The following is a 25,759-nucleotide window of genomic DNA, read 5'->3' on the forward strand; positions in this document are numbered from 1 at the left end:
ATTGAATCATTCCGGAATTATTATTGAATTATTACGGCAGGGAACTTTTGTTCCCTATTTATATGCTATGAGAATGGAATTTCATACCTTCGCTACAAGTAAAAGTAAAAATGGAAAAACGCATTCAGATAATCCGTTGGCTTACAATTGCTGCATTGATTGCCCTGGCGGTCCTGCAGGGATTTTGGCTGACGAACCAATATATATATACCTTGGGATTGCATGAAGAAGAATTGTTTCAAAAAACAGTGGATATATGTATAAAGGATAAAGTTCAAAGAAAAGAATTACAAAATAAGGAATTCTATTCACTGAATCGGTGGGAAATGAAGGTGAAACAGGATCCGCTTCTTTCAGGTTCCGAAATCGATTGGACCCTCTATGTGTATATAATCGACAAAAACAAAGTTAAGTCTGTGAAATCTATTGCTGTAGCAGAAATGGACTCATTGTCCGCGACGGGTAAGGGAGTGGAAGCTTACCGGTTCCATGTGACTACTTCTCAGGGGGAGTTCGGTATATACGATGCCTTGGAAAGATTTCAGATAAACAAATTATCTCCTTTCAGTATCCTGCGGCTTGATTCATTGCTTCAGGAACAAGGAATAAAGGCTTTGTCTGTAAAAACCGAAAAGGCAGATACCATGCTTTGGAGACCGCAGAAATTAATCGGTAACTCTGTCTGGAAGCCTACGTTGGAAATCGTCTATCCATTCGATATTTTGGGAAAGGAACAAGTAAGGGTAACTTATAAATCAGGGATGTATCCCATATTGGAAAGAATGCTCGGATCTTTTTTCGGTTCCGTAATGCTTTCATTTTTGCTCCTGTTTTGTTTGATATACCAAATGAGAACTATTTTCAAGCAACGCAAAATTGAAGAATTGAGAAAAGACTTTATCAAAACAATGATACACGAGCTTAAAAGGCCGGTTGCTACGCTTAAATTGTGTATTTCTTTTATGAAGAACGACAGAATGATGCTGGATAAACAGATGAAAGAGGATATTCTCCGCAGTTCACAAAATGAACTGGACAATCTTTCTTCCTATTTCTCCAAACTAAGGGATTTAACCTATGGGAACAGGGAAGAAATTCCCTTGAATTTATCTGTGTTTCAGCTCAAAGAACTTATAGCTGAATGTATGGATAAACAAAACCTGCCGGCAGATCGGAAAATAAATGTGAGCACTTCTTTTAATGACAGTAATACTGAAATTATGGCGGATAAAATGCACCTGTTCAATATTATATGCAATTTACTCGAAAATGCTGTCAAATATTCGGAAGGCGAAACTTTCATTCATATCAGTTGTGAATCGGCCGGAGATCACTATAGAATAACGGTTGAAGATAACGGCACCGGAATTCCTTCGGCAGAATGCGGTTATGTTTTTGACAAATATTTCCGGAGTTCGTGTATTACGGATAAAAATATTCCGGGAATGGGCTTGGGATTGTGTTATGTCAAATTATTGGTTACGGCTCATAAGGGGAAAATATCCGTGAAAAGTAAGTGGGGCGAAGGAAGTCAGTTTATTATTGAAATACCCAAAAAGCAATGAACGGGAAAAAAATTTTACTGGTAGATGATGATCTGCAGAATTCTATGTTTTTAAAACGGTTTTTGGAAGAAGAATCCTATCAGGTAATATACGCTCACAATGGGAAAGTAGCCTGGGAATTATTTCCTTCCGTAAAACCGGATTTGGTTTTACTGGATATTAATATGCCCGAAATGGACGGGTTCGAACTGGCACGGAAGATTCGCGAAAGCGATAAACGGGTGCTTATATTTTTTCTGACAGACAGAACCGAAAAATCGGACCGCCTGAAAGGTTTTCGTCTGAAAGGGAACGATTATATTCCTAAACCTTTTTATCCCGAGGAATTGACAGCCAAAATCAAAGAAAGATTCGAAGGATTAACGGATCAGGAGGAAACAATTTACCAACTGGGAAAGACTGTTTTCAATCCTTCTCTCTGCAGCATAAATTTTAACGGAAAATCTCAAACGATATCCGTCAGGCAGTCGGATATACTGAAAATATTGGCTGAGCGGCTCAATTCCGTTGCAGAGCGGGAGTATATACTCGATAAGGTTTGGGGGCACAGCAGTTATTCCAATTCCCTCTCTCTTAATGTCCAGATAACCTACCTGCGTCAAGTATTGAAACCGGATAATTTAATATCGATCCTCTCCCTGAAAAAGAAGGGCTATATCCTTAAAGCCTGAAATACGGGAAGGTTTGTTTAAATGCAAAAATATCTTCGGAGTAAGTCCCGGAGACATTTAGCGGGATTATAACGTGAAACAGATAATTAAAATTTACCGGTTTGGGCTTTCCAGAAAGAAAAACCAGACGAGGAAGTTTGTCTGCACCTTATCGGTTGCCTGACCCCGTCTGGCTTTACTAACGCTTTATCTTTTAAAAACAGATTTTTCGGACAATTTTACAGATACAAAAGATTAACGGATTTCTGCCCCTAAGAGGTGTTTATAAGCCCCGATCAGCTTGTTCATAATCTTGTCTATCTGTTTGTCAGTCAATGTTTTTTCTTCGTCTTGCAGGGTAAAACTAATCGCGTAGGATTTTTTATCCTTACCTAGTTTTTCTCCCTCGTACACATCGAACAGATTTACATTTTTCAATAAGCTTTTTTCTGTACGCCATGCAATTTCTTTTACTTCCTTAAAGGTTACTTTTTTATCCAGTAACAATGCCAGGTCCCGCTTTACAGAAGGGAACTTAGGCATAGGAGTAAAATGAATGGTATGGTTTTTCAAGGCTTTCACTATATTTTCCCAAGCAAATTCAGCATAATACACCTCCTGACCGATATCCATAGCCTTTACTATTTTATGACTGATCCTTCCTATGCTCATTAAAAGCTGGCCGTTTTGTGTATAATTTAAACCTTCTTTAAAAATATCCCAGGTATTTTCTTCCGTATTCAGGTGATCCATCGGGAATCCCAGACGTTTCAGGATTGTTTCTCCGTAAGCCTTTAGGGTGTAAAAATCACTTCTGCTTTCCTGGGTATTCCAGGAAAGGGGATTTTTGCTACCGGTTACGAATAAAGCCAGTTTGTTTTCTTCCCGGTATTGTTTAAGCGGATTTTCTCCCTCTTTTTTATGAAAAGTATAAACTTTTCCGAATTCAAATAATTTGAGATTTTCATTTTTCCGGTTGATGTTGTATGCGACGGTTTCCAATCCGCCGAACAGCAGGCTCTGTCGCATGGCATTCAGGTCCGAACTCAACGGATTGAAGAGGAGGACTGTATTTTCCGGTTGGTAAGTATTTAACTTTTCAAAATAGGAAGCTTTTGTCAGGGAATTATTCATGATCTCGTTGAAGCCGTTAGCGGCTAACAGGTCCCCGATGATATTTTTCAGGCGGTAATCATCCGGCTTTTGTGTGTAACTTAGGGTAGAGTTTACTTTTGCCGGTACTTCAATATTATTGAAACCGTAGATCCGGAGGATGTCTTCAATTACATCGGCTTCCCGCCGGACATCTACCCGATAGGGTGGTATATGCAATAGTAAGCCTTCTTCTGTTTCCTGTACAATTTTTATTTCCAGGGCCTTCAGTATTTTACAGATATTTTCTTTCCCGATTTTTTTCCCGATCAGCCGGTCGACATGTGCATATTTTATCTCCACTTCAAAATCTTTAACCGGTTGGGGATATATGTCAATGATTTCGGAAGTTATCCGGCCTCCTGCCAATTCTTTGATCAAGAGGGCTGCTCTTTTCAGGGCATAAACGACGATGTTGGGATCTGTTCCTCTCTCAAAGCGGAAAGAGGCGTCTGTGTTCAGGCCGTGCCGCCGGGCTGTTTTCCGTACAAATACGGGATCGAAACAGGCACTTTCCAGAAATACATTTTGGGTTTGGGAAGTAATACCGCTTTCCAAACCACCGAATACCCCTGCAATACACATAGGCTCTTCAGCATTGCAAACCATAAGGTCGTCTTGGTGCAATTCCCTTTCTGTCCCGTCCAGTGTGACAAATTTTGTACCTGTGGGAAAACTGCGGACGACCACTTTATTTCCTTTTATTTTATCTTTGTCAAAAGAATGAAGGGGCTGACCCAGTTCGAAGAGAATAAAATTGGTAATGTCCACAATATTATTGATCGGGTTCAGTCCGATTGCTTTTAAACGGGTTCTTAGCCATTCCGGAGATTCTTTTACTTCAACTCCTTCAATACATATACCCGCATACCGTATACAGGCTTCCGGACGTTGTACTTCGATAGTGAGGCCTGCCGTATTACTGTCGGCAGCAAAATTATCCACAGCAGGAAGGGTATAGGATATAGATTGTTTTTGTTGCAGATAAGCTGCCAGATCACGGGCTACTCCTAAATGCGAAGCTCCGTCCGCCCGGTTGGGGGTAATGTCGATTTCAATCACATAGTCTGCTGTGATACCATAATATTCGGCAGCCGGGGTCCCCACTTTTGCTTCGGGCGGTAATACAATAATACCGGCATGATCGTTCCCGATTCCGATTTCATCTTCGGCACAAATCATTCCTTCCGATTCCTGACCCCGTATTTTCGATTTTTTAATGATAAATTCTTTGTCTCCGTCATAGAGAGTGGTACCAATGGTTGCAACTACAACTTTTTGTCCGGCAGCTACATTGGGTGCCCCGCAGACAATCGGCCTTAGCCGCCCGTCCCCCAAATCGACGGTTGTGATATGTAAATGGTCGGAGTCAGGATGAGGTTCACAAGTTTTTACTTCTCCGATGACTAATCCTTTTAATCCTCCTTTAATGGATTCGATTTTTTCATATCCGGCAACTTCCAGACCGATACTGGTCAGAATATTACAAATTTCTTTTACATCCAGATCCGTTTTCAGATAGTCTTTCAGCCAGTTTAATGAGATATTCATATGATTAATTTAATTGATTTTCAACATTCTTTCTATCGGAAGTTTGGCTTTTTCCCGGATATCTTCGGGAACTTTTACTTCATATTGTTCTTTCTCCAATGCTTCCAACACGTTTGCCAGAGTTACTTTTTTCATTTGCCCGCATATCGTTTGGGGATGAATCGGAATAAACTCTTTGGCAGGATTGTCTTTTTTCAGTTTATGTATGGTTTCGATTTCCGTTGCGATGATAAACTGTTTTTTGGAAGAATTTAAAGCATGCTTAATCATTCCGGCTGTGGAATACATATAAGCCTGCGGTAAATTCAGGATTACGTCCTCGTGTGAACATTGTGATTCCGGATGAATCAGAATGTCAGCTTCCGGATATTCCCGGCTTTTCAGGAGGATCATTTCCGAAGTTATCCGTTCGTGTACACAACAGTCTCCCTGCCATAGTTCCAGTTGACGGCCCGTTTTTTTCTGTATCCAGGCCCCCAGATTTTTGTCCGGAACAAAGAGAATTTTCCGGTTTTCCGGCAAACTTTCTACAACTTTCAATGCATTGGCGGAAGTACAACAGATGTCTGTCCAGGCTTTCACTTCGGCTGTAGTGTTGACATAACTGACAACAATTCCGTCGGGATTGGCTTTTTTCCACTCCTTTAATTCATATCCGCTCAGGCTTTCGGCCAGCGAACAACCGGCATGCCGGGCCGGGATAAGTACTTTTTTATCAGGAGATATGATAGAAGCTGTTTCAGCCATGAAATGTACTCCGCAAAATACAATGATATCCGCTTCCGTTTTTCCCGCTTCTTGCGATAAACCCAGGGAATCACCCAGATAATCAGCAATATCCTGAACTTCCGGCCGGGTATAATAATGGGCTAAAATAACGGCATTTTTTTCTTTTTTCAGTTGTTTGATCCTGTCAGTTATCTCCGTATGAGTCATAGCTTTTTGATTTTCGGCTTCAAAGATAACAAAGATAAAAGAAAAGAAAAAGTTTGAATGTTCAAATGTTTAAGTGTTGAAAAAGTTTAAACACTTCCGGGTTCAAAGTTTAAAGTTGGATACTTCTTTTAATAGGGGATTGATGTTTTGCCGGATGACGAAATTGGTAGGACTGTTTGCCGTTTTTGAACAGTATAAATGCCCGCACATCAACAGGGTTGACAGGCAGGCATTTTCCAGTATATTTTCTGTTATTCAAATGAAATTAGGGTCTTATTTATGCTTTGATATTCATGCTGATATCGAGAGCTTTCACAGAGTGGGTCAGTGCTCCGACACTGATAAAATCGACTCCGGTTGCAGCTACTTCTTTCAGGCGGGAAATATTCATATTTCCGGAAGCTTCTGTTTTAGCCCGCCCGCCGATGAATTTTACGGCTTCAGCCATAGCGGCATTGTCCATATTATCCAGCATGATAATGTCTGCTTTGGCTTCCAGGGCTTCTTTTACTTCATCCGGATGAGTCGTTTCCACCTCAATTTTGATGCCACCGGGAATATGGGCTTTTACGGCTTCAACAGCACGGGTGATGCTGCCGGCTACTTTGATGTGATTGTCTTTGATCATCACCATGTCGTACAATCCCATGCGATGATTTGTTCCTCCCCCGTCTTTTACAGCCATTTTGTCCAGTACCCGTAAGCCCGGTGCCGTTTTACGCGTATCCAATAACTGGGTAGGCGTCCCGGCCAGTTCCCTGACATATTTAGCTGTTTCTGTAGCAATGCCACTCATACGCTGTAAAATGTTCAGGGAAAGTCTTTCCCCTAAAAGGAGACAACGGTAACTGGCCTCAATGCGTAGGATAATATCACCTTTCCGGACAGTCTCCCCGTCTTTTACGAGCGGAGTCCAGACGATATCTTTTTCGAAACGTTCGTATACCCGGCGGATGACCTTCAGACCGGAAATAACACCATCCGCTTTCATTTTCATTTCGGCAATAGCCCGGGAATGAGCCGGAATGATAGAGTTTGTCGTTATATCACCACCGGCAATATCTTCTTCTATAGCGAGGTCGATCAGTTGATCTATTAATTTATCGTTTTCCATAGGACCTTACAGTTGATTTGTAAAAATTATATTCTGTCTTATCGTATTGTCTTTTCGGACATATTTTTTAGAGGTTTGGCAACACTTCCCCTGCTGACTTTTCGGATGTATTCTTTAAAAATTTAATAATACCTTTCGTTCTGGCTTTTCAAATGGATTATTTCAGTTTATTGTTTACCGGAATTTTTTGAATTGCTTTTCCTTTTTGCTGTACGATGTGATACAGATAAGCTTCGTCACTCTTGGGGAAATCTTCCCGGTAATGTCCGCCTCTGCTTTCTTTCCGGTAAATAGCGGACCGAATGATCAGTTCCGCCACTAAGATCAGATTCCGGCTGATGAGGGAATAGTATTCCTTGTCTTCCTGAGGCAATTTTGCTGCTAAAGCTTCCAGTTTACAAAGGCCCTGATATAAAAGTTCTTCCTGCCGGATAATCCCCGCATGTTCTGTCATGATGGCAGAGATTTCTCTTTTTAATTGTATATAACCTTCAGCCCGGTTGTCGTTGGAATAATAAATCGGTTTAAAATCAGGTATAGTAGTATCTTCAACGTTCTTTCTGGCTGTTTCAACGGCCCGCTTTCCGAACACTAAACATTCGATCAGGGAATTGGAGGCCAAGCGGTTGGCTCCCATAATACCGGAGGAAGCAAGTTCCCCGCATACAAAAAGATGACCGATATTTGTTTGCCCGTTGGTATCCGTCCGGACACCACCCACCGTGTAATGAGCAGCCGGAGCAACCGGAATCCGGTCGCACATATCTATACCGAGTTCTTTACATTTTTCGTATATATTGGGAAAACGGTGTTTTACCAGTTCCGGGTTCAAATGTTTTAAAGAAAGCCAAACGAAATCCTGCTGATATTTTTGCATTTGCCGATAAATGGATTGTGCTACGATATCCCGGGGAGCCAGTTCGGCCAGTTCGTGTATGGCAGGCATAAAACGTTCTCCGTTCTGGTTGATAAGATGGGCCCCTTCGCCCCGTACGGCTTCGCTGATAAGGAAAGCTTCTTCCGAATGTGTAAAAATAGCGGAGGGATGAAACTGTATAAATTCCATGTCTGCGATTTCACAGCCGGCATTATAAGCAAGGGCCAGTCCGTCTCCGATAGTCGTATGGGGATTCGTGGTCCGCTTATAGATGGCAGATGTTCCTCCCAAAGTGAGGAAAGTGTTGGTTCCCAGAAAGAGTTCTTCTTTTTCCGTTGTCAGGTTCCAGGACCGTACTCCGTAACAGCGTTTTTCGTTTTTCAATAATCCGATAACCGAATGGTTTTCGAAAATATCGATACTGGAATTATTGATGACTTTTCCGATCATAAAGCTGGTAACCATTCTGCCTGTGGCATCTCCTCCGGCATGTAAAATCCGTTTTTTATGGTGTCCGCCTTCCAGACCAAGAGCCAGGCTTCCGTCTTCCATATCGAAGTGCATACCGGCATTGATTAAATCCTGAATCCGTCTGGGACCTTCATTAACCAGAATGTTTACAGAAGGGTAGTCGCATAGACCGCGCCCTGCAATAATGGTATCCTCGAAATGTAAAGCCGGCGCATCGTCTTCATCCGTAACGGCAGCAATACCTCCCTGTGCAAAATAGGAATTACTTTCTGTAATTCCACATTTAGTTAGTAATGCAACTTTCCCATAAGCTGCTGCCAGGTATGCGGTGTAGAGGCCAGCTAATCCGCTTCCGGCAATAATATAATCGTAATGACGCATTTTCAGAAATATGTAAATTAGTGCGAAAGTATCATTTTTTTGTAAAATGAAGATGAATTCAGAAGATTTTTTTGAATGAAAAGCTGATTTTAGAAAAGTAGGGGAAACTTAATTTTCAGTTTTAATTCTCCGTTTTCCATTATTTTATCGTACTTTTGTCTGGAATTAATTAAAAATTGGAAGAATGATTACAAAGAATAAAGTAGTATCGTTAAGCTATGAATTGAGAACAGAACCGGATGGAAGCGTTATAGAAACTGCAGATGCCGGTCGTCCGCTCGAATTTATTTGCGGACAGGGACAAACCTTGGAGTATTTTGAAATGAATCTGCTCAATAAAAAAGTGGGGGACAAATTCGATTTTAAAATACCTGCAGCTCAGGCTTACGGAGAAAGGAACGAAGATATGATAGTAGATCTTCCCAAAGATATATTTAAAGAAGTTGATCCCAAGGACATGTACGTAGGAAACATGCTGCCCATGATGGACAGTATCGGCAGGCATTTGGAGGGGAAAATTGTCGAAATCGGAGAGGAAGATGTCCGGATCGATTTTAATCATCAGTTAGCCGGTAAAGATCTTTATTTTAAAGGAGAAGTATTGGCTGTGCGGGATGCTACGGATGAGGAACTGGAAGCCCTTAAATCGCATAAATGCGGCGGATGCAGCGGTTGCGGTTCTGAGGGAGGATGTGATTCTAAGGAAGACAGCTGCGGTTGCGGCGGATGCCACTGATAAGGGATCGGTAAGGAGAAAAGCAGTTTATCCATAGAAATGTCTGAAAAGTTTTTTTGTGATCAAACTGATTAGTATTTCCAAAGGGAAATTGATTGGAAATTTGTCCGGGAAGAGCACTTTGGTTTCAGCTTGTTTTTTAATCTGAAAGGGAAGTTTATACCGGCAGGTGCCGGACGGGCTACAATCAGGTGAGTGATACCATTAATCGGACAGAAGGACTTTCCGGACATTTTTATATCGGGCGTAGACAATCGGAATTAATTATAATTTCAGGGTGCTGTTTGTCTTTATTAAAAGAGATTCCGAAAATAGTAAAGAAGTCGGTGGACCTATAAGGTAAAAGTTTTTATTTTTAAACTTTATTTCAATAGAATGGCAGGAAATTTATTTGGCAAACTCTATCGGTTGAGTTCGTTTGGAGAGTCGCACGGAACAGCAGTAGGAGGCGTGATTGACGGATGTCCGGCAGGGGTTGGGTTGTCGGTATCTGATATACAACGGGAACTAAACAGGCGAAGGCCCGGACAGTCGGATGTATCTACTCCCCGTTTTGAAGAGGATAAGGTGGAGATATTTTCGGGTATTTTTGAGGGGAAGACTACGGGAATGCCTATCGGTTTTGCGGTTTGGAACCAGAACCAGAACAGTAAAGATTACAGTAATCTGAAAGAGCTTTACCGTCCTTCACATGCCGATTATTCCTGGCAGCAGAAATACGGGATAAGGGATTACAGGGGAGGTGGGCGTTCCTCGGCCAGGGAACATATAGCCCGGGTGGTCGGAGGTGCTGTGGCAAAACAAGTGTTAGCGGGATATGGCATAAGCGTTTACGCTTATACGTCTCAGGTCGGAGGAGTCTGTTTACCTTACGCTTACCGGGAGATAGATACGGGAAAGATTGAGACCAATATAGTGCGTTGTCCGGATGAGCAGACAGCTGAACAAATGATCCGGCTGATTCGGGAGGTGAAAGATGCTGGGGATAGTGTAGGGGGAGTGGTAAGCTGTATGATCCGGGGAGTTATGCCTGGCCTGGGGGAACCGGTGTTCGACCGTTTTCAGGCACGCTTGGCTCAGGCGGTGATGAGTATTAATGCAACGAAGGGATTTGAGTATGGAACGGGTTTTGCAGCTGCTGGAATGCGGGGGAGTGAACATAACGACCCCTTTGTCATGCGGGAAGGGCAGGTAAGAACGGAAACAAACCGCTCCGGAGGTATACAGGGAGGAGTGACAAACGGAGAAGACATTTATTTCCGGGTTGCTTTTAAACCTGTGGCTACGATTATGCGGGAGCAGGAGACCGTGAACCGGCAGGGGAAGGAGGTTACTTTTGAAGCACACGGCAGGCATGACCCGTGTGTAGTCCCAAGGGCTGTCCCGGTCGTAGAAGCCATGGCAGCCATGGTCGTACTGGATATGTTGTTGGAAGCTAAAACAGTAAGATAGTTTATGTGGAAACGAATCCCTCTTTATGTAAAAATTCTGGCAGGAATGGGCATCGGCCTCCTATTGGGTTTTACAGCCTGTGCCTTGCATTTTGAAGGATTCGTTTCGGATTGGATTAGGCCTTGGGGAACCATTTTCATCCGTTTACTGAAACTTGTTGCCGTTCCTTTGGTTTTTATTTCGCTGATCAAAGGGGTGGGCGGACTGAAGGATATCAGCCGCCTTTCCCGTATGGGACTGAAAACAATTGCCATTTATATCGGTACGACTGTAATCGCTATTTCGGTCGGTTTGCTGATGGTCAGTATGATCGATCCCGGGAAGGTCTTTCCGCGGGAAAAAGCGGAAGAATACCGCGGACGTTATGAGCGTACTGTAGACGAGAAAAAGAAAGCAGCCGAAGAGATTCAGGATGCAGGGCCACTGGCTTTTCTGGTAGATATGGTTCCTGAAAATCTGATACAGGCAGGATCGGATAATACAAGAATGTTGCAGATTATATTTGTTGCCTTGTTATCCGGAATGGCTATGGTAGCGGTAGGAGGTGAAAAAATGAAAACGCTGATGCATGCCCTGGATGCAGCAGATGCAGTTATTTTGAAAATCATCGATTATATTATGCAATTTGCTCCCTGGGGAGTATTGGGGGTGATGGCTTCTTTGGTCGTCGATTTTGCAGGCAACGGAGAAATTTTTGCAGCTTTGGGGATGTATGCTTTCACTGTGATTTTGAGTTTGTTATTGATGATTTTCCTTTTTTATCCCTCGTTGATCCGTTTATTCTCGTCTGTCAAAATCAAACAATTTTTTCGGGCCATGTCACCTGTGCAACTGTTAGCATTTTCTACCAGTTCGAGTGCGGCTACCCTGCCCTTGACGCTGGAACGGACAGAACAGGAACTGAAAATTTCCAATGAGGTTGTCTCTTTTGTTTTGCCTGTGGGAGTAACGATTAACATGGACGGGACAAGTTGTTATCAGGCGGTGGCCACTGTTTTTATTGCACAGGTAATGGGATTGGATCTGACATTTTCCCAGATGCTTGTGATTGTTTTCATGACTACTTTATCCTCTATCGGTACGCCGGGAATTCCGGGAGGGAGCATTGTCATGTTCGTTATGGTCCTTTCTTCAGTAGGAATTCCGGTAGAAGGACTGGCTTTGATTTTGGGATTGGACCGGCCTTTGGATATGTTACGTACAGTCGTAAATGTGACGGGAGATGCAACAGTGGCTTGTATTGTGGAAGAAGGGGAAAAGAAGTTTAGGAATGGCGGATAAAGAGATATTTTTATTTTTTGCAGTTTATTTGATTTTATAAAAAAGTTTGTAATCATTATTCCGTTCAAAGCGAATGAGAAGAGAAATTTATTACAGAGAAATAATGTACTGGAAGTCTCTTTATTCGCTGTCTCAGTCAAGCGTTTCCGGTAGAAGAGGCGGTAGACGAATGGTTTAAACAACTGAATATATAAAAATAATAAATCCGGGCTTATCTCTGGGATTTTCTGTTTTGATAAAACGGAAAATCGATCCTTAGATAAGCCCGGTATTTATTTTTGAATTCGGTTAGTTAATTCTTTTCATACGGTAGTATATGCTGGCTGATGCAATTTGATCAACAACAGCTTTGAAGGTAGCATCTTGTGCTGCTAAAGCTTGTAAAAGTTTCATATAAGAATCTCCTGCAAAAGTTATTTTCAGAACATTATCCGTCAAATCGGTATCACCGAGTAAATCGGGAACTCCGCTCATCGGAGAAGAGATAGACATGATCCCGTCATTCAATACATACTGTAAGGTTTGGGATTGAGTTGCACCTCCGTTTACGGATAAGGGGAAAGTGATGGATTTGTTGGTAATCACAATCCGTGAATTTACAGCAATCAAGAGATAATTGGCAATTTGAGCCTCTAATTGTGCTTCGGTTTCAGTTGCCGTTGCCACAGGAGTTACATCCGCTTTCGATTCTACCAGATTCCAGGTCCCGATAATTGTCGTTTGGTCATTTTTGTCATCATCGCTACAGGCTGCTGTAAGAAATACCGCGGTGAAAACGATCCCCGCCACAATCAAAATTCTTCTTATTGTTTTCATAATAGGTATTAGTTTAATTGGTTTATTCGTAGGATTAAACGTTGTAACTTATACTAAGTTTGCGGAATCAGTGATTTTTAACTTTAATCTGTTTTTCTTATTGAATGAAAGCGGATAGGAGGGCAGAAAGGTTTGTTTTTAAAGGTTTGTTCGCATAAATTTAAAGTAAGTAAGAGGAAAAAGTGGAGGATGGGTCGCTGTCTTACAAATATTATACCGGTATTTTTGCCGGAAGACGGTATTAATATTCCGCTGGTAAAGGAAACTATAATTTTTGAGTTAGGAATGTTTCTCTCTCAGCGAAGTGTGTGTTCATTCCTTACAGAATACCCGGATTCTGTAAGGAATGATGAAAGAGTCTGTTTATTCCGTTTTGTCTTCTTTCAGGTGTTTATTAAAGAATTTTTCCATGGCCCGGTAGAATTCGAAACGGTTTTCTTCGTTGTGGAATCCATGACCTTCATTTTCTTTTACCATATAATCGACCTCTACTCCCTTTTGTTTTAAGGCTGCCACCATTTGATCGGATTCTGCTTTATTCACCCGGGGATCGTTGGCACCTTGCACGACAAATAAAGGAGCTTTTATTTTATCAGCATGGAAAACAGGAGAAGCATTTGCCAGCATGAGGCTGTCTTGTACCGGATGACCTACCATTTCATACATCATATCCAGCATCGGTTTCCAGTAAGGGGGAATCGTATTCAAAAATGTGAAAAGATTGGATACGCCCACATAATCGACGGCACAAGCATATAAATCCGGAGTAAAAGCAACACCGGCTAAAGTCGCATACCCTCCGTAGCTGCCTCCGTAAATAGCAACTTTAGAAGGATCGGCAATACCGTTTTCAATCAACCATTGAACGCCGTCTGTAATATCGTTTTGCATCGTTTGTCCCCATTGTTTATAAGACAATTCTGTGAATTTACGTCCATAACCGGTAGAACCGCGGAAATTCATTTGCAATACGGCATAACCGCGGTTTGCCAGAAACTGTACTTCCGGATTATAGCCCCAGGCATCCCTGGCCCATGGCCCCCCATGCGGATTTACGATTACCGGTAAATTACGGGCATTTTTTAATGTATAGCCGACCGGAAGGGTTAGGTATCCTTCTATTTCCAAGCCATCGCGGCTGGTATATTGAATAGGAATCATAGAAGCCATTTCATCCGGATTAATCCAGGGAGCCAGGTCTGCAATTTTTGTCAGTTGATCTTTATTTACGTCATAAAAATAATAGCTCCCCCGCGTTTTGTCATTTGCGGCATAGATAATTTTCATATCTTCGGCTTTATTACTGGCAGCTGTTCCAATTTCGTAATCCGGCAACTGGGCTTTTATCCTGTTATATTGGGTTTCTGCATCTTTGTCGAAAAAATGCCGTACAACTCCTTTATGTGCTAAATAGCCGCTATTGGTAATTTTCTTTTTTGCCTTGGAATAGCTTATGCCCCCGATATCATAGCGATCGTTGGCATACAGTTCTTCTATTTCCTCGCAAGTAGACGGATCTACTATTACCAGGGCTGCTTTATCGCGTCCCAGATTAGATACTGCATATACCTGTTTATTGTCCGGTGTGAATATCTGAAAATCCAGTTGTTCTTTAAAAGATGTCGTCAAAACGGGACGGAAAGGCTCAGCCTCTGTTTCTCTGTACAGGATCTGGGTGTTGACTCCGTCTACGATGGCATAAGCTACCCGTAATTTCCCGTCGTGGTCTGTCATCCATCCCTGAATATTTCCGGGATTTTCAGCCAGTAATGTCATTTCTCCGGTTTCCAGATTTAACCGGTATGGATCGAAAACTTGCGGATTCCTTTGGTTTGTACCGATGATAATCAAAGTATCGATCTCTTCCAGGGGATCAATAATGGTCGTCCGTACCCCCGGTATTGCAGTATAGGCTTTGGCACCGCTTCCGTCTAAGTTAATACCGAAAAGTTGGTAGTTTTCATCTCCTCCCGTATCTTTTAAATAGAGAATACGATTATTATTTCCCCAAAAATATCCGGCAATGTCCCGCTCCGTTTCATGGGTAATCCGTTTTGCCGTATCGCTCCCTACTTCCTGAACATAAATGTTTAAACGACTCTGATAGGGAGCCATATATGAAAAATACTTTCCGTCCGGAGAAATAGAATAAGAGGTTTTTTCAGAATTTTTAAAAAAATCCTCTATTGGGATTTGACGTACTTCTTTGGGAGAACAGGCATAGAGAAAAACCATAGTAAATGCCCATATCCCTAGGTGTAACTGATTTTTTTTCATAGGATTTAATTTTAAGATTATATTTTTATAAAAAAGAAAAAATGCTAATATACTGCATTCTGTTTCCTGTAGTGAGAAAGTTAACTGAACAAAAATAAATAAATAATTAATTGTGTCAAAATAGTAGAAATAAAAAACGGATTCTAAAGGAATAGGCTGAGTTTATAATTGTATAACGGAAGGGAAGAAATCAACCTTCGTAATTTATTAAAAGGAAAATTTGTATCCCACAAATGCTTTTTATACTTTTGAGAAAATTTAAACGAAATGCGCTATGGCAAGTATTAGAAGATTAAAGAAAGATGTAGATTATCTGACATTTTCGGTAATAGGTGACTGTTTTAATTATAGTATCGTAAGTGGTAAAAGTAATCCTCAGGTCAGTGAAATTGTTAAAAATATTATTGCTACCCGGAATGATTTGAGAGGCAGGATTAATGCAGGCAAAAAAAATCAGGAAAAGAAGGAGATTAAAAACTATTATAATGCTATTTTTAATGATTTATTAAAGAGTGTGGACCAGGCTTTTACCGAACTGAGTGAAACAGTGAAAAAAGCCGAATAAACCCTCTTTATGATCCGAGAGTTCGGTTTTTATTTCCGAATGTTGATTTTTTAATGCAGATATCTAAAGGAAGCCGGAAAATTAGTTTACGGCTTCTTTTATTTTGGAGGGGGACTAAGTATGGAATATATTGAAATAGAGGGTATTGGTAAAATAAAGGTGAGAAGGGGTGCCCATATCCGTTTTTTTACGGTTCGGGTAGCTCCGGGAAAGGATGTCTGGGTAAATGTACCTTCCGGGGTCAGTAAACGGCAGTTAAAGAATTTTCTTGTGGAAAAGAGAGAATGGATTCTGCAAAACAGGGAACGGATGAAATTGTATGAACAGGAGACAGGTTTAGGTTTGAAAATAGGGGCTGAAATAAAAACGAAATTGCATGTTTTGAACGTTGCTGAATCCGATACATTAAAACCAACCTATAAAATAGAAGGAAATTATATAACTTTATGGATTCCCCGGGGGACAGAATACGCGGGCATAAAAAAGTTTGTTGAAAATTTTTTACTGGAGATATACAGAATGGAATGCCGGCGGCTTTTGCCGGAGCGCGTTCGTCTGTTAGCCGGAAAATATGGATTTAAGTACAATCGTTTGTCGTTTCGGAATAATGTTTCCAATTGGGGAAGTTGTTCTCATGATGATCATATCAGCTTGAATATTAAACTAATGAAGCTTCCGGATAAATTGATCGATTATGTCATCTTACATGAATTATGTCATACCTTGGAAAAAAACCATTCTGCCGCTTTTTGGGCATTGGTGAAAAAAGTATGTCCGGATTATGGAGATTGCAGGCGGGCACTGCGTACATATAATACCCGCCTTTAATTTTGACGTTGCATGAAATAACTCACATTTGCAGACAGAATCCGATCGTAAAAAGAAGGATGTAAAACCTGCAGAATCGACATATAGGATTCTGTCGTAAGGGTAAATTGCATCACCGGGTTTTGAAGCTCGACCGTTCCCTCCAGAAGTAAAGGCAGTTGACTGGGCGGGGTAATTTTCAGGTAATTTTTGTGATAGGAATAAGGCAGGACGGCAGGGCGTTGCCATTCCATATAATCAATTACCAGATGTATACTGTCTTCCCGGAAGGTAATAACGGAACCTTCATTGAAAAAAGTATAATCTAACAGGGAATCCCGTAGCGCTGCTTCATCTTCTCCGACCCTGGGCCATACGTTGATCGTTTTGTTTTGAACGATCCAACTCCCTTCCAGCAGTTCATTTTTAGTATCCTTGGGATCGTCCCCGCAGGCAATAAATATTAACAGGCTTATCAGGCAAATTAGAAAGTGAAATGTATGGCGGGTATTCATTATTATTCGGTTTTTTATTAAAAATAGACTACAAAGGAGTAATACGGTTAAAAAAACAAGAGGTTATATAAATCCTTTTTTTTAACGGAAATAACTATGTAAAAAATTGTATCTTTGTTTTTTGAAGAGAATGGAAAAGAACAGAATATTTTTCAAAGATAAAGCGGAATAAATTTTAAAGATATGTTACAAAACCAATTGAAGCAGATACGTGATATATTATCAGAAGTGAAGTATCCCGGTACTTCTAAAGATATTGTATCCCTGGATATGGTACAGGGAATTAAAATAGAAGGGAATAAAGTTGTATTTCGTTTGGTATTTCAGAAGGCGAATGATCCTTTTGTGCCGACGATAAAAAAGAAATGCGAGTCTGTCCTTCAGGAAAAAACGGAATTTAAGCTGGTGGAAATAGAGGTTGTTTTTCAGCAGGATTTGGAAAGGCCTTTGTCTCTGGAAAAGGTTTCCCATATTATAGCTGTATCTTCCGGAAAAGGGGGAGTAGGGAAATCCACTGTGGCGGCTAACCTGGCAGTTGCCTTGGCTTTACAGGGATATAAAGTGGGATTGGTAGATGCCGATATTTTCGGACCTTCCATTCCCAAAATGTTCGGTTGTGAAGAGGCTCAGCCTTATATGACAGAAGCAGACGGAAAAGAATATATTGTCCCTGTAGAAAAGTATGGGGTGAAATTATTATCGATCGGATTTTTCGTTGAACCGGATTCAGCAACGGTATGGAGAGGACCTATGGCTTCCAATGCCTTAAAGCAAATGGTAGAGCAGGGATTTTGGGAGGAATTGGATTATATGCTGATTGATTTACCTCCTGGTACCAGTGATATTCATTTAACATTGGTACAGACGGTCGCATTGACAGGGGCTATCGTGGTTACAACTCCCCAGCAAGTGGCGTTGGCAGATGCAATTAAAGGAATTAATATGTTTGAATCACCCGGTATTCAGGTACCTGTGTTAGGGTTGGTAGAAAATATGTCTTGGTTTACACCTGCCGAATTACCGGAAAATAAATATTATCTTTTTGGAAAAGAAGGAGGTAAGCTTTTAGCTGAGGAAAAAGGATTGCGTTTATTAGGTCAGATACCGGTTGTACAAAGCATTTGCGAAGGAGGAGATGCCGGAAACCCGGTGGCTTTGAATCCGGATGCTGTTACAGGCAGGGCATTTGCAGACCTGGCTGTTCATGTAGTGGAAGCTGTAGAGGCGAATCCGGCCCAGGCTCACCGGGTGAGGGTACAGAAGCATTAGAAGAAAATAAACTTTTTCAGTAAAGGGATTTTTGGCAAAAGGCTTGGAAGAAATAAGTAACTTTTAGGTATATCAGTATATCTGGAAAAAACATGGGGAAAGGGAAATCTGACCGGTTGTTTTTCTCCGGAGTTCTGAAAGACAAATAGAAACATGATGAAATGGACCATTAATAACCTAGAAGAAATCCGGGATGTGGCGCGTGAGTTTTTAGAATATGTCGGGGATAGAAAGATTTTTGCCCTTTATGGGGCAATGGGGGTTGGGAAAACGACTTTTGTAAAAGCAGTAGGTGCCTGTGCCGGAGTAACTGATGATATCAGCTCCCCTACATTTGCTATAATCAACGAATATCAGACAAAGACGGGAAAAGTGATATACCATTTTGATTTTTATCGTATAAATACCATAGCGGAAGCCATGGATTTTGGGTATGAGGAATATTTTTACGGAGGGGCTCCCTGCTTTATCGAGTGGCCAGAGAAAATAGATGAGTTGTTACCTCCGGAAACGGTGAGCTGCCTATTTACAGAATTACCGGACGGAAGACGGGAGTTGGAGGTAAAGCTTTAGGTAAAACGTTTTATAAAACATTCGGATATGGGAAATACCGGTAAAATGGAATCTTTGGGAAAAGAATGGTTATTCTGTCAGGAAAAGAATATCTTTTTGGGAAGAAAACAGAAAAAGCTGGTATTGGGAATTCCTTATGAACTGGATAAAAGTGAAAATCGGGTATGTCTGACGCCTGAATCGGTTCAGATACTGGTGTCTATGGGGCACCATATATTGTTGCAAAGAGGAGCGGGAGCGAATGCAAATTATTCCGATACGGAATATTGTGATTCCGGTGCCTTTATTGTGGAAACAGCTGCTGAAGTATATACGGCCGATATCATCTTAAAAGCGACTTCTGTTTCTTTACAGGAAGCTAAGCTGATGCATGATAAACAAATTGTTCTATCTCCTTTAAAATTATTCGATCTCCGGAAAGAAGCTGTTATGGAGATGATGCAAAAGAAAATAACAGCTTTGGGATTCGATTTTATAAAGGATGAAGATGGTTTTTATCCGGTCATGCGGATCATGAGTGAGATTGCAGGGAATTGTGCCATTATGATTGCCAGTGAGTATTTGGGGAATTCCCGGGGAGGAAAAGGTGTCATATTGGGAGGAGTGAGCGGGATTACCCCGACGGAAGTCGTTATTCTGGGAGCCGGAACTTTAGGGGAATATGCTGCAAGGACGGCTTTAGGACTGGGAGCAAATGTAAAAGTGTTTGATCATTCTGTAAACCGGTTACGGCAGCTGACGACCAAACTCGGGCAAAGAATTTATACTTCCGTCTTTCATAGGCCTGTATTGGAAAAAGCCCTGTCTACGGCAGACGTTTTGGTGGGGGCTATACGGTGTTTTGGAAATGAGGAGGACATTGTTGTTAAGGAGGAGCAAGTGAAACTGATGAAAAGAGGATCTGTAATTGTCGATCTGTCGATTGATCAGGGAGGATGTATCGGTACTTCCGGTCCCACAACTCATGAACATCCTACCTACGTCTACGAAGGCGTCATTCATTACTGTGTCCCTAACGTACTTTCCAGGGTAGCCCGTACAGCTTCCATTGCTTTCAGTAATGTTTTTCTGCCTTTGCTGCAGGAAGTCGCTTGTGCCGGCGGTTTTCCGAATGCCATCCGGAACAATGCCGGCCTCAGAAACGGTGTCTATATTTATAACGGAATTCTAACCAAAGAAGCCATTGCTGATAAATTTGGCTTGATATCCCGGGATATAAATTTGTTGATTGCCGCTTTATAAAAGAAAGTTGTTTCTTCTGCTATTTCTCGTATGTATAGATTTGATTTATTTCAGTATTCGCATTGCATGGCGAACACTGAATACTTGAAATGTTAATAGGTTTGTTCACATGGAGCGGTTTCCTATTCTAATTATCTGTTTGTAACGGAAACTTCCGTTCAGAATGTTATCGAAATATAGCAGTCACATTATTTACAGAGCAGCTTAATCCCAGTTTTCAGAAATAATTTTTATCCGGATGGGGGATTTGGCATAATGACCGCTACCGGGAGTCGTGGATATTTTTGTAAAATATAAATGTCCTTCCCGAAATAAAGTGCCATCCATGTAATAAAGTGCGTAATCCAGGCTCAAGGCCCTGTCACATTCTTTTTGAAAATAGGGTACATAGTATCCGCCTTTATAATCTACCCAATATTTTACCTCACAATCATTTGAAGAATTATTAGAGGTAGTAGTTGAATTATAAGAATCAGTATTGTTCCACAAACTTGGATCGAGAGATAGACAACCGGTTGTCATAAAAAGATATACCAGTAGACAACACCCAAAACCGATAATTTTAACAGAAATTGTTTTCATAAATGTTTGTTTTTGTTGATAAAAAAGAGCGTAATATATTACTGTGTCAACTTTTCCGGCTGAACAATAATAGGAAATTATTTGGGTTCTCCTTTCTTAAAAGTTAGTTCAAGTTGGTTCAAACATTAATTTTCTATTTCCAGACAGCCATTCCGCTGAGGCAGAATCGCTTCCAGATTGAAATCTGGCCAATGGGGAAGGAGCAATACGCTTGGGGGTATTTTTCCTGTGAAGTAATTTCCCTCGATATAGAGTACTTCCAGCTTAGTCAGTTTTCCCAGTTCTTCGGGGATTGTACCCGTCATGTAATTGCTGCATAAATATAAATGTTCCAATTCGGTCAGATATCCGATTTCAGGCGGAAGTTCACCTTTTATATTATTGTATCCAAGGTGCAGAAAGTATAATTTTTTTAATTGGAATAATTCTTTTGGAAGTTTCCCGTTGATGTGAGATCCAGACATCTCCAATTCCCTTAGCTGGGTCAGTGCACCTATTCCGGGAGATAAGGCATTGCTTACATTTAATTTTCGGAGCCTTATGCTCCTGATATTTTTGTTGATTTTAGCGTAATCGATGGTAATGGGTTGAAAGGAATTAGCACTCATATTGAGGACTTCCAGGTTGGGAAGAGCCCATAATTCAGCCGGTATTTCTCCGGTCAGTAGATTGTCTTCGACTACAAACGTGTGTAAATTTTTTAAATTACGGATACGCGGACTTAAGGAACCTCGAATGTGATTGCCTGCCAATTTAATTGATCTTAATGAATTCAGGTTATATAATTCTTCCGGGATATTTCCGGACAAGTTGTTATTATACAGTACAATATCCTGCAGTTCCCCATCAATAATTGTGATTCCTTCCCATTGACTGAGCGGTTTATCGCTTAGCCAATGGGTATGATCGTACCATTGGTCTCCGTTTAATGAATGGTAGAATTTTTCTAGAATTTGCCGGGTATAAATTTGCCGGGTAGACTGGGATATGTAAATTGTGTCGGAAAGAGAAGCTGAGGTTGCCTGTATCATAACAGGAACTGTCCGTGATAAATCTTCTTCTAAAGGGAGAATGTGGAGTGAAAATTGGTTTTCTTTTATTTTGTCCCAACTTATCCAGTTACAGGCAACCGGAACTGTAAATTCGTAGGGCAGGGTAGCCTGTATGGTTAAGGAAAGAGTTGTTTCCTTTTCGAATACCAGGGTATCCCGTTCGTTAAATTGTAAAACTCCTTTTGCTGTTTGGTAAATGGTATAAACTTTTGAAGTGGATCCGGAGGAGATTTCCAATTTCGCTTCCCGCTCTGTTTCTGCCGGATTGGCAGAACAATGCAAATTCAGTAGAGTATGTCCGCTGTCCCCTGTTGCAGGGGAGATTGTCAGCCATTCCCTATCTGTATGAATACTCCATTTGTAATTGCTTTTGAGCGTTAATTGAGTTTCTGACTCTTCAAAAGGAAAGACATAAGGTTCCGGAAAGAGAGAAATTTCATACACTAGAGGGATATCGGTTTGCTGACAGCTATAGAGTCCTTGCAAAAGAAAGAGAAATATTATTCCGAATTTAATCGCGATTCTCATTTTTATCAAAATTATTCAAGTTCTAAAAAACCGTTGATCTGAGGCAGAATGAAAGAAAGATCAAAAGTATCCCAATAGGGAAGCTGCTGTATTTTTTTAGAAATTTTGCCCCTTAAATAGTTCCGACGAATGGTAAAATTTTTCAGATGGATGAGATTTCCTATTTCTTCCGGCACATTTCCGCTCAGTTCGTTCGTCGACAAATCTAAAGTTTCCAGTTGAGTCAATTTTCCGATTTCCGGCGGGATATTGCCTTTGAGTTTATTATCCGCCAGATTTAAAATTTTTAATTGGTTCATATTTCCGATTTCCGGTGGAATTTCTCCATTTATGCCGTTGTATGTCAATTGTATAAATTTTAAATTTTTCAACCGGAACAATTCGGGGGGTAAGGGGCCCGTGACGTGACATTCAAACAGCTCTAAGGTTTCTAATTGCGTGAGTTCTTGTATTTCAGACGATAAGCCGTTCAATAAGGGGAAAAAACTGAAATGTAAGGCCTTTATTTTTTTTAGTTTTTTATAAGGGATTGCGACCGGATTAAAAGAATTGCTTCCGAGTTCCAAAAAACGTAATTCAGGAAGCGACCATAATTCTTCCGGAATATCTCCTGTAAGAGGTAAATAAGAGAGATTCAGTCTTTCTAGATTTGTTAATTTTCGAATAGAAGGACTGAGGGATCCTTGCAAAGAGTTATTATTTAAATAAAGCTCTTTTAAATCAGATAATTCATAGAGTATTTCTGGCAGATTTCCACTTAAATTGTTGTTTGATAAGGAAATTTTAATGAGTCGGTTGTTCTTCAATTCTAAACCATACCATTCTTGTAAAGGTAGGGAACTTAACCAGTTGGTATGGTTTCCCCATTGACTGCCATTTGTTTCCTGGTAAAATTTTTCCAATAAAGTCCGGATATGATGAGTATAGGTCGTTTGAGTAATTTGAAGGGTGTCCCGGAGTGAATAGTCTGTAGCCTGAAGAATGACCTGGGCAGTTCTGTACAAATCCTGCTTTAAAAGGGAAACAGTCAGGATGTACTGTCCTTTTTCTTTCTGAAAGATGGATAACCAGTCGCATGAGGGGGAGACGGTCAGTTTAAAGTCGACAGAATGAGAGACCGGTAAAGGTATCTCTGCCGGATTTTCATAAACTAAGGTATCGGAAAGAGTAAAAGCGAGAATCCCTTTTGCCGATTGCCGGATGAACAACATTTGAGTTTCCTGTCCACACTGAATTTTTAATTCTGCCTTTCTTTCTTCTGTTTTTGTATTTGCATCACAATTTATTGTCAACCGTGTGTTGCCGGAGCCGGAAGCGGGGATGACGGTTAACCAGTCCGGACAATTGGAAATTTCCCAATGGTAATTGGCATTGAGAGCAATTTGATAAACAGAAGTTTCAAACGAAAATTCGATGTGAGAGGTATCAACGGTTAATTCGTAAACCAATGGTTTGTCTTCCTGACAAGAGGTGAAATGCAAAAAAAGCAGGAAAAGTCCTATCGTTTTAAAAAGGGAGAATCGTTTCATGGTTTATTATATATTTATAAGGTGACTCCCAGAGCTATTCCGAGCAGGGAATTATCGAAATTGAAATAATGATTGTAATGAAAACGGGCCTGTAATTTTTTATAGATTTTACATTCCCCTACAAGGGAAAGTCCATAACCGTTATAGTCGATAAAAGTCTGACTATAGCCTCCGTATATATTTGCAAATTTAAAAAGGCGGTATTTTAAATAAAAATTGGTTTCCAGAAAAACCCGGCAAAGAGAAGGGGAGGAAGTGGGATGGAGGTAAAGCCGGTTGTAGCAAATCTCAGGAGCGATTGCTAAAAATTTACAAATCCGGAGATTGAGACTTCCCCCTCCCCTCAGCCCGTAAGAGGGATATTCCGTACAGAGTACCCCTCCCATAAAAATATTATAGGTGAAAAGACCGGGATTCCGTTTTTGTTGTAAAGGATCGTATACCACGTAACGGAAAGTTGTTTTGGGAAGTAATTTCAGCGGACCGATTTTTTGAGTAAAATAACCTTCTGCTTCCAGGTAGATCATTCTGACGTTATCGTGAGAGGTGGGGAAAAAATAGAGTGTATCGCAATACCTTCCTTTACTCTGAAAATGTCCTGTTTGTTTGGGGGAAAGCTGAATTTCCATATTTGTAGAATAGGATAATTTTATACCCGATTCGATAAGTATACGGGCAGTTATTTTCCCATCTATGAGGCGGGTAGAGATCCGGGTGGAATCAATCCCGCCTTCTGTTTTCAATTGCTTTTGTGCCCATACTTCCGGAAAGTAAGATAAGCAGCATAGACAAAATATCAATGATATGGGTAGTCTCAATCTCATTATCTGAATTCAAAGTTTCCTAATTGATATACTTCTTCCCGGGGAAATACCATTCTATTCAATATGTAAGGTTGCCAGGTCCTTACATGTATTAACATTTCCGTAGCACTTTTGAATTCCACAGCCATAAACAACCAGCCGTCATCATTATAGCGGGTGGAACGCCATCTTTGGAGCAAAGTCACCCCGTATATATTGGGGAAAGAAGGATGTTGCAGAATAAAAATATCTTCAAAAAATAAATTTACAAAACGGTTTTGCTGGAATACTTCTTTTAAACGGGAGATGTATTCATTCTTGTTATAGAGATTAAATTGTACTTTTTCTTCTGTAAGACCGGAGACGGTGGCTTTATCGTTGCTTACTCGGTAAATGTATCCGGTAATGATAAGAACGTCTTCTCCGTATATACGAGAAATCAGGTTTAAATCTTTCCGGTTGTAAGCCGTTCGGAACTCCTCAATAAAGTTGAGAATAAACTGCCTTTTTTGCTGGTCTTGTAAGGAATGATTCTCCGTTGACACTGCATTGTACAGGTTTTCCTCTATCGCAAAATAAAAACTTTCAATACGTCCGTTCGGATTGAAATTGATAACCCCGTTTTGTATGATTTTACCTTCCTGCATCTGAATCGCCAATCCCCGGATTTGATATCCCATAGCAGTGATAATGCCTTTGAAGTTACCGGAAGTGGTGATAAATTTGAAAGGAGAATTTTTCCAGATACCATATATGTTTTCCAAAGCATGGGGACCTACACATTCTGAAGGAAAAATCGGAAGACTTCCTGCCGAATAAGATTTGTTGATTTCACGAATTAAAATAGAAACATAATTCTCCATTTGAACAGACAATGCTGAAGATTCCAGATGAGTAATGGAAATGACCTTTTTCTCCTGACAAAAAATTTCAGGAGCTATAAGAATAAAGGCGAATATTGTAAAAGTTGATATTTTCATTAATATCCTTATCTTTGCTGAGAGCAAAATTAACAATATTTTGTATCTATACTAT

The 25,759-nt window shown here is 40.7% G+C and carries 22 protein-coding genes; 10 read left to right on the top strand and 12 right to left on the bottom strand.

What is annotated here, in order from left to right; genetic code table 11:
* Window positions 1–110 precede the first annotated feature (110 nt).
* The gene (locus Q0465_RS06005; protein ID WP_298614075.1) at window positions 111–1,565 is read left to right on the top strand and encodes a sensor histidine kinase KdpD; all 1,455 of its coding nucleotides are present in this window, start codon (window positions 111–113) and stop codon (window positions 1,563–1,565) included.
* Window positions 1,562–2,236: a response regulator transcription factor gene (locus Q0465_RS06010; protein WP_298614077.1), complete on the top strand. Its 675-nt coding sequence runs from the start codon at window positions 1,562–1,564 to the stop codon at window positions 2,234–2,236. Before Q0465_RS06005 ends, Q0465_RS06010 begins: the two co-directional genes overlap by 4 nt.
* 234 nt (window positions 2,237–2,470) lie before the next feature.
* On the opposite strand, the gene pheT is transcribed toward Q0465_RS06010, so the two are convergent.
* The 4 genes from pheT to nadB all read right to left on the bottom strand — a co-directional run bounded on the left by pheT (window position 2,471) and on the right by nadB (window position 8,697).
* Window positions 2,471–4,918, bottom strand: a complete 2,448-nt coding sequence (gene pheT / locus Q0465_RS06015) for a phenylalanine--tRNA ligase subunit beta (protein WP_298614079.1) — start codon at window positions 4,916–4,918, stop codon at window positions 2,471–2,473.
* A 9-nt stretch (window positions 4,919–4,927) separates the two neighbouring features.
* On the bottom strand, window positions 4,928–5,854 hold the full coding sequence (gene nadA / locus Q0465_RS06020) for a quinolinate synthase NadA (RefSeq protein ID WP_298614081.1): 927 nt from the start codon (window positions 5,852–5,854) through the stop codon (window positions 4,928–4,930).
* A 277-nt stretch (window positions 5,855–6,131) separates the two neighbouring features.
* Window positions 6,132–6,968 (bottom strand): carboxylating nicotinate-nucleotide diphosphorylase, encoded by an 837-nt coding sequence (gene nadC / locus Q0465_RS06025; protein ID WP_298614083.1) that lies wholly within the window; start codon window positions 6,966–6,968, stop codon window positions 6,132–6,134.
* A gap of 157 nt (window positions 6,969–7,125) precedes the next feature.
* Entirely contained in the window at window positions 7,126–8,697 is a 1,572-nt protein-coding gene (nadB, locus tag Q0465_RS06030) for an L-aspartate oxidase (protein WP_298614084.1), read from the bottom strand.
* Window positions 8,698–8,881: 184 nt separating this feature from the next.
* Here nadB and Q0465_RS06035 point away from each other — a divergent pair, with 184 nt between their 5' ends.
* The 3 genes from Q0465_RS06035 (at window position 8,882) to Q0465_RS06045 (ending at window position 12,166) form a co-directional block, all read left to right on the top strand.
* On the top strand, window positions 8,882–9,433 hold the full coding sequence (locus Q0465_RS06035) for a peptidylprolyl isomerase (protein ID WP_298614086.1): 552 nt from the start codon (window positions 8,882–8,884) through the stop codon (window positions 9,431–9,433).
* Between the two features lie 375 nt (window positions 9,434–9,808).
* A complete protein-coding gene (gene aroC, locus Q0465_RS06040; RefSeq protein WP_298614088.1) occupies window positions 9,809–10,885 on the top strand; it encodes a chorismate synthase in 1,077 nt (358 codons plus the stop codon).
* A gap of 3 nt (window positions 10,886–10,888) precedes the next feature.
* Complete coding sequence (locus Q0465_RS06045) at window positions 10,889–12,166, top strand: dicarboxylate/amino acid:cation symporter (protein ID WP_298614090.1); 1,278 nt, start codon at window positions 10,889–10,891, stop codon at window positions 12,164–12,166.
* Between the two features lie 288 nt (window positions 12,167–12,454).
* On the opposite strand, the gene Q0465_RS06050 is transcribed toward Q0465_RS06045, so the two are convergent.
* The gene (locus Q0465_RS06050; RefSeq protein WP_298614092.1) at window positions 12,455–12,982 is read right to left on the bottom strand and encodes a hypothetical protein; all 528 of its coding nucleotides are present in this window, start codon (window positions 12,980–12,982) and stop codon (window positions 12,455–12,457) included.
* Between the two features lie 363 nt (window positions 12,983–13,345).
* Window positions 13,346–15,217 carry a S9 family peptidase gene (locus Q0465_RS06055; RefSeq protein WP_298614171.1) on the bottom strand — a complete coding sequence of 624 codons (1,872 nt, stop codon included), beginning with the start codon at window positions 15,215–15,217 and terminating at the stop codon, window positions 13,346–13,348.
* Window positions 15,218–15,533: 316 nt separating this feature from the next.
* On the opposite strand from Q0465_RS06055, the gene Q0465_RS06060 reads away from it, so the two are divergent.
* The gene (locus Q0465_RS06060; protein WP_298614095.1) at window positions 15,534–15,824 is read left to right on the top strand and encodes a hypothetical protein; all 291 of its coding nucleotides are present in this window, start codon (window positions 15,534–15,536) and stop codon (window positions 15,822–15,824) included.
* 120 nt (window positions 15,825–15,944) lie between these two features.
* Window positions 15,945–16,652, top strand: coding sequence for a M48 family metallopeptidase (locus Q0465_RS06065; protein ID WP_298614097.1), 708 nt, complete (start codon window positions 15,945–15,947; stop codon window positions 16,650–16,652).
* On the opposite strand, the gene Q0465_RS06070 is transcribed toward Q0465_RS06065, so the two are convergent.
* Window positions 16,649–17,146, bottom strand: a complete 498-nt coding sequence (locus Q0465_RS06070) for a hypothetical protein (protein WP_298614099.1) — start codon at window positions 17,144–17,146, stop codon at window positions 16,649–16,651. The two genes, Q0465_RS06065 and Q0465_RS06070, sit on opposite strands and share 4 nt — an antisense overlap.
* 183 nt (window positions 17,147–17,329) lie before the next feature.
* Here Q0465_RS06070 and Q0465_RS06075 point away from each other — a divergent pair, with 183 nt between their 5' ends.
* The 3 genes from Q0465_RS06075 (at window position 17,330) to Q0465_RS06085 (ending at window position 20,230) form a co-directional block, all read left to right on the top strand.
* Window positions 17,330–18,415, top strand: coding sequence for an Mrp/NBP35 family ATP-binding protein (locus Q0465_RS06075; RefSeq protein WP_298614101.1), 1,086 nt, complete (start codon window positions 17,330–17,332; stop codon window positions 18,413–18,415).
* Window positions 18,416–18,571: 156 nt separating this feature from the next.
* Window positions 18,572–18,988 (top strand): tRNA (adenosine(37)-N6)-threonylcarbamoyltransferase complex ATPase subunit type 1 TsaE, encoded by a 417-nt coding sequence (gene tsaE, locus Q0465_RS06080; protein WP_298614173.1) that lies wholly within the window; start codon window positions 18,572–18,574, stop codon window positions 18,986–18,988.
* Between the two features lie 27 nt (window positions 18,989–19,015).
* Window positions 19,016–20,230: an alanine dehydrogenase gene (locus Q0465_RS06085; RefSeq protein ID WP_298614103.1), complete on the top strand. Its 1,215-nt coding sequence runs from the start codon at window positions 19,016–19,018 to the stop codon at window positions 20,228–20,230.
* 204 nt (window positions 20,231–20,434) lie between these two features.
* Here the strand turns inward: Q0465_RS06085 and Q0465_RS06090 are convergent, their stop codons facing one another.
* The 5 genes from Q0465_RS06090 to Q0465_RS06110 all read right to left on the bottom strand — a co-directional run bounded on the left by Q0465_RS06090 (window position 20,435) and on the right by Q0465_RS06110 (window position 25,704).
* Window positions 20,435–20,812, bottom strand: a complete 378-nt coding sequence (locus Q0465_RS06090) for a hypothetical protein (RefSeq protein WP_298614105.1) — start codon at window positions 20,810–20,812, stop codon at window positions 20,435–20,437.
* A gap of 125 nt (window positions 20,813–20,937) precedes the next feature.
* Complete coding sequence (locus tag Q0465_RS06095) at window positions 20,938–22,392, bottom strand: BACON domain-containing carbohydrate-binding protein (RefSeq protein WP_298614106.1); 1,455 nt, start codon at window positions 22,390–22,392, stop codon at window positions 20,938–20,940.
* Window positions 22,393–22,403: 11 nt separating this feature from the next.
* On the bottom strand, window positions 22,404–23,921 hold the full coding sequence (locus Q0465_RS06100) for a BACON domain-containing carbohydrate-binding protein (protein ID WP_298614108.1): 1,518 nt from the start codon (window positions 23,919–23,921) through the stop codon (window positions 22,404–22,406).
* A gap of 14 nt (window positions 23,922–23,935) precedes the next feature.
* Window positions 23,936–24,745, bottom strand: coding sequence for a hypothetical protein (locus Q0465_RS06105; RefSeq protein WP_298614109.1), 810 nt, complete (start codon window positions 24,743–24,745; stop codon window positions 23,936–23,938).
* Window positions 24,745–25,704, bottom strand: a complete 960-nt coding sequence (locus Q0465_RS06110) for a hypothetical protein (RefSeq protein ID WP_298614110.1) — start codon at window positions 25,702–25,704, stop codon at window positions 24,745–24,747. Before Q0465_RS06110 ends, Q0465_RS06105 begins: the two co-directional genes overlap by 1 nt.
* Between the last annotated feature and the right edge of the window lie 55 nt (window positions 25,705–25,759).

It is taken from the genome of uncultured Odoribacter sp., assembly GCF_937966165.1.
Lineage (GTDB): Bacteria > Bacteroidota > Bacteroidia > Bacteroidales > Marinifilaceae > Culturomica.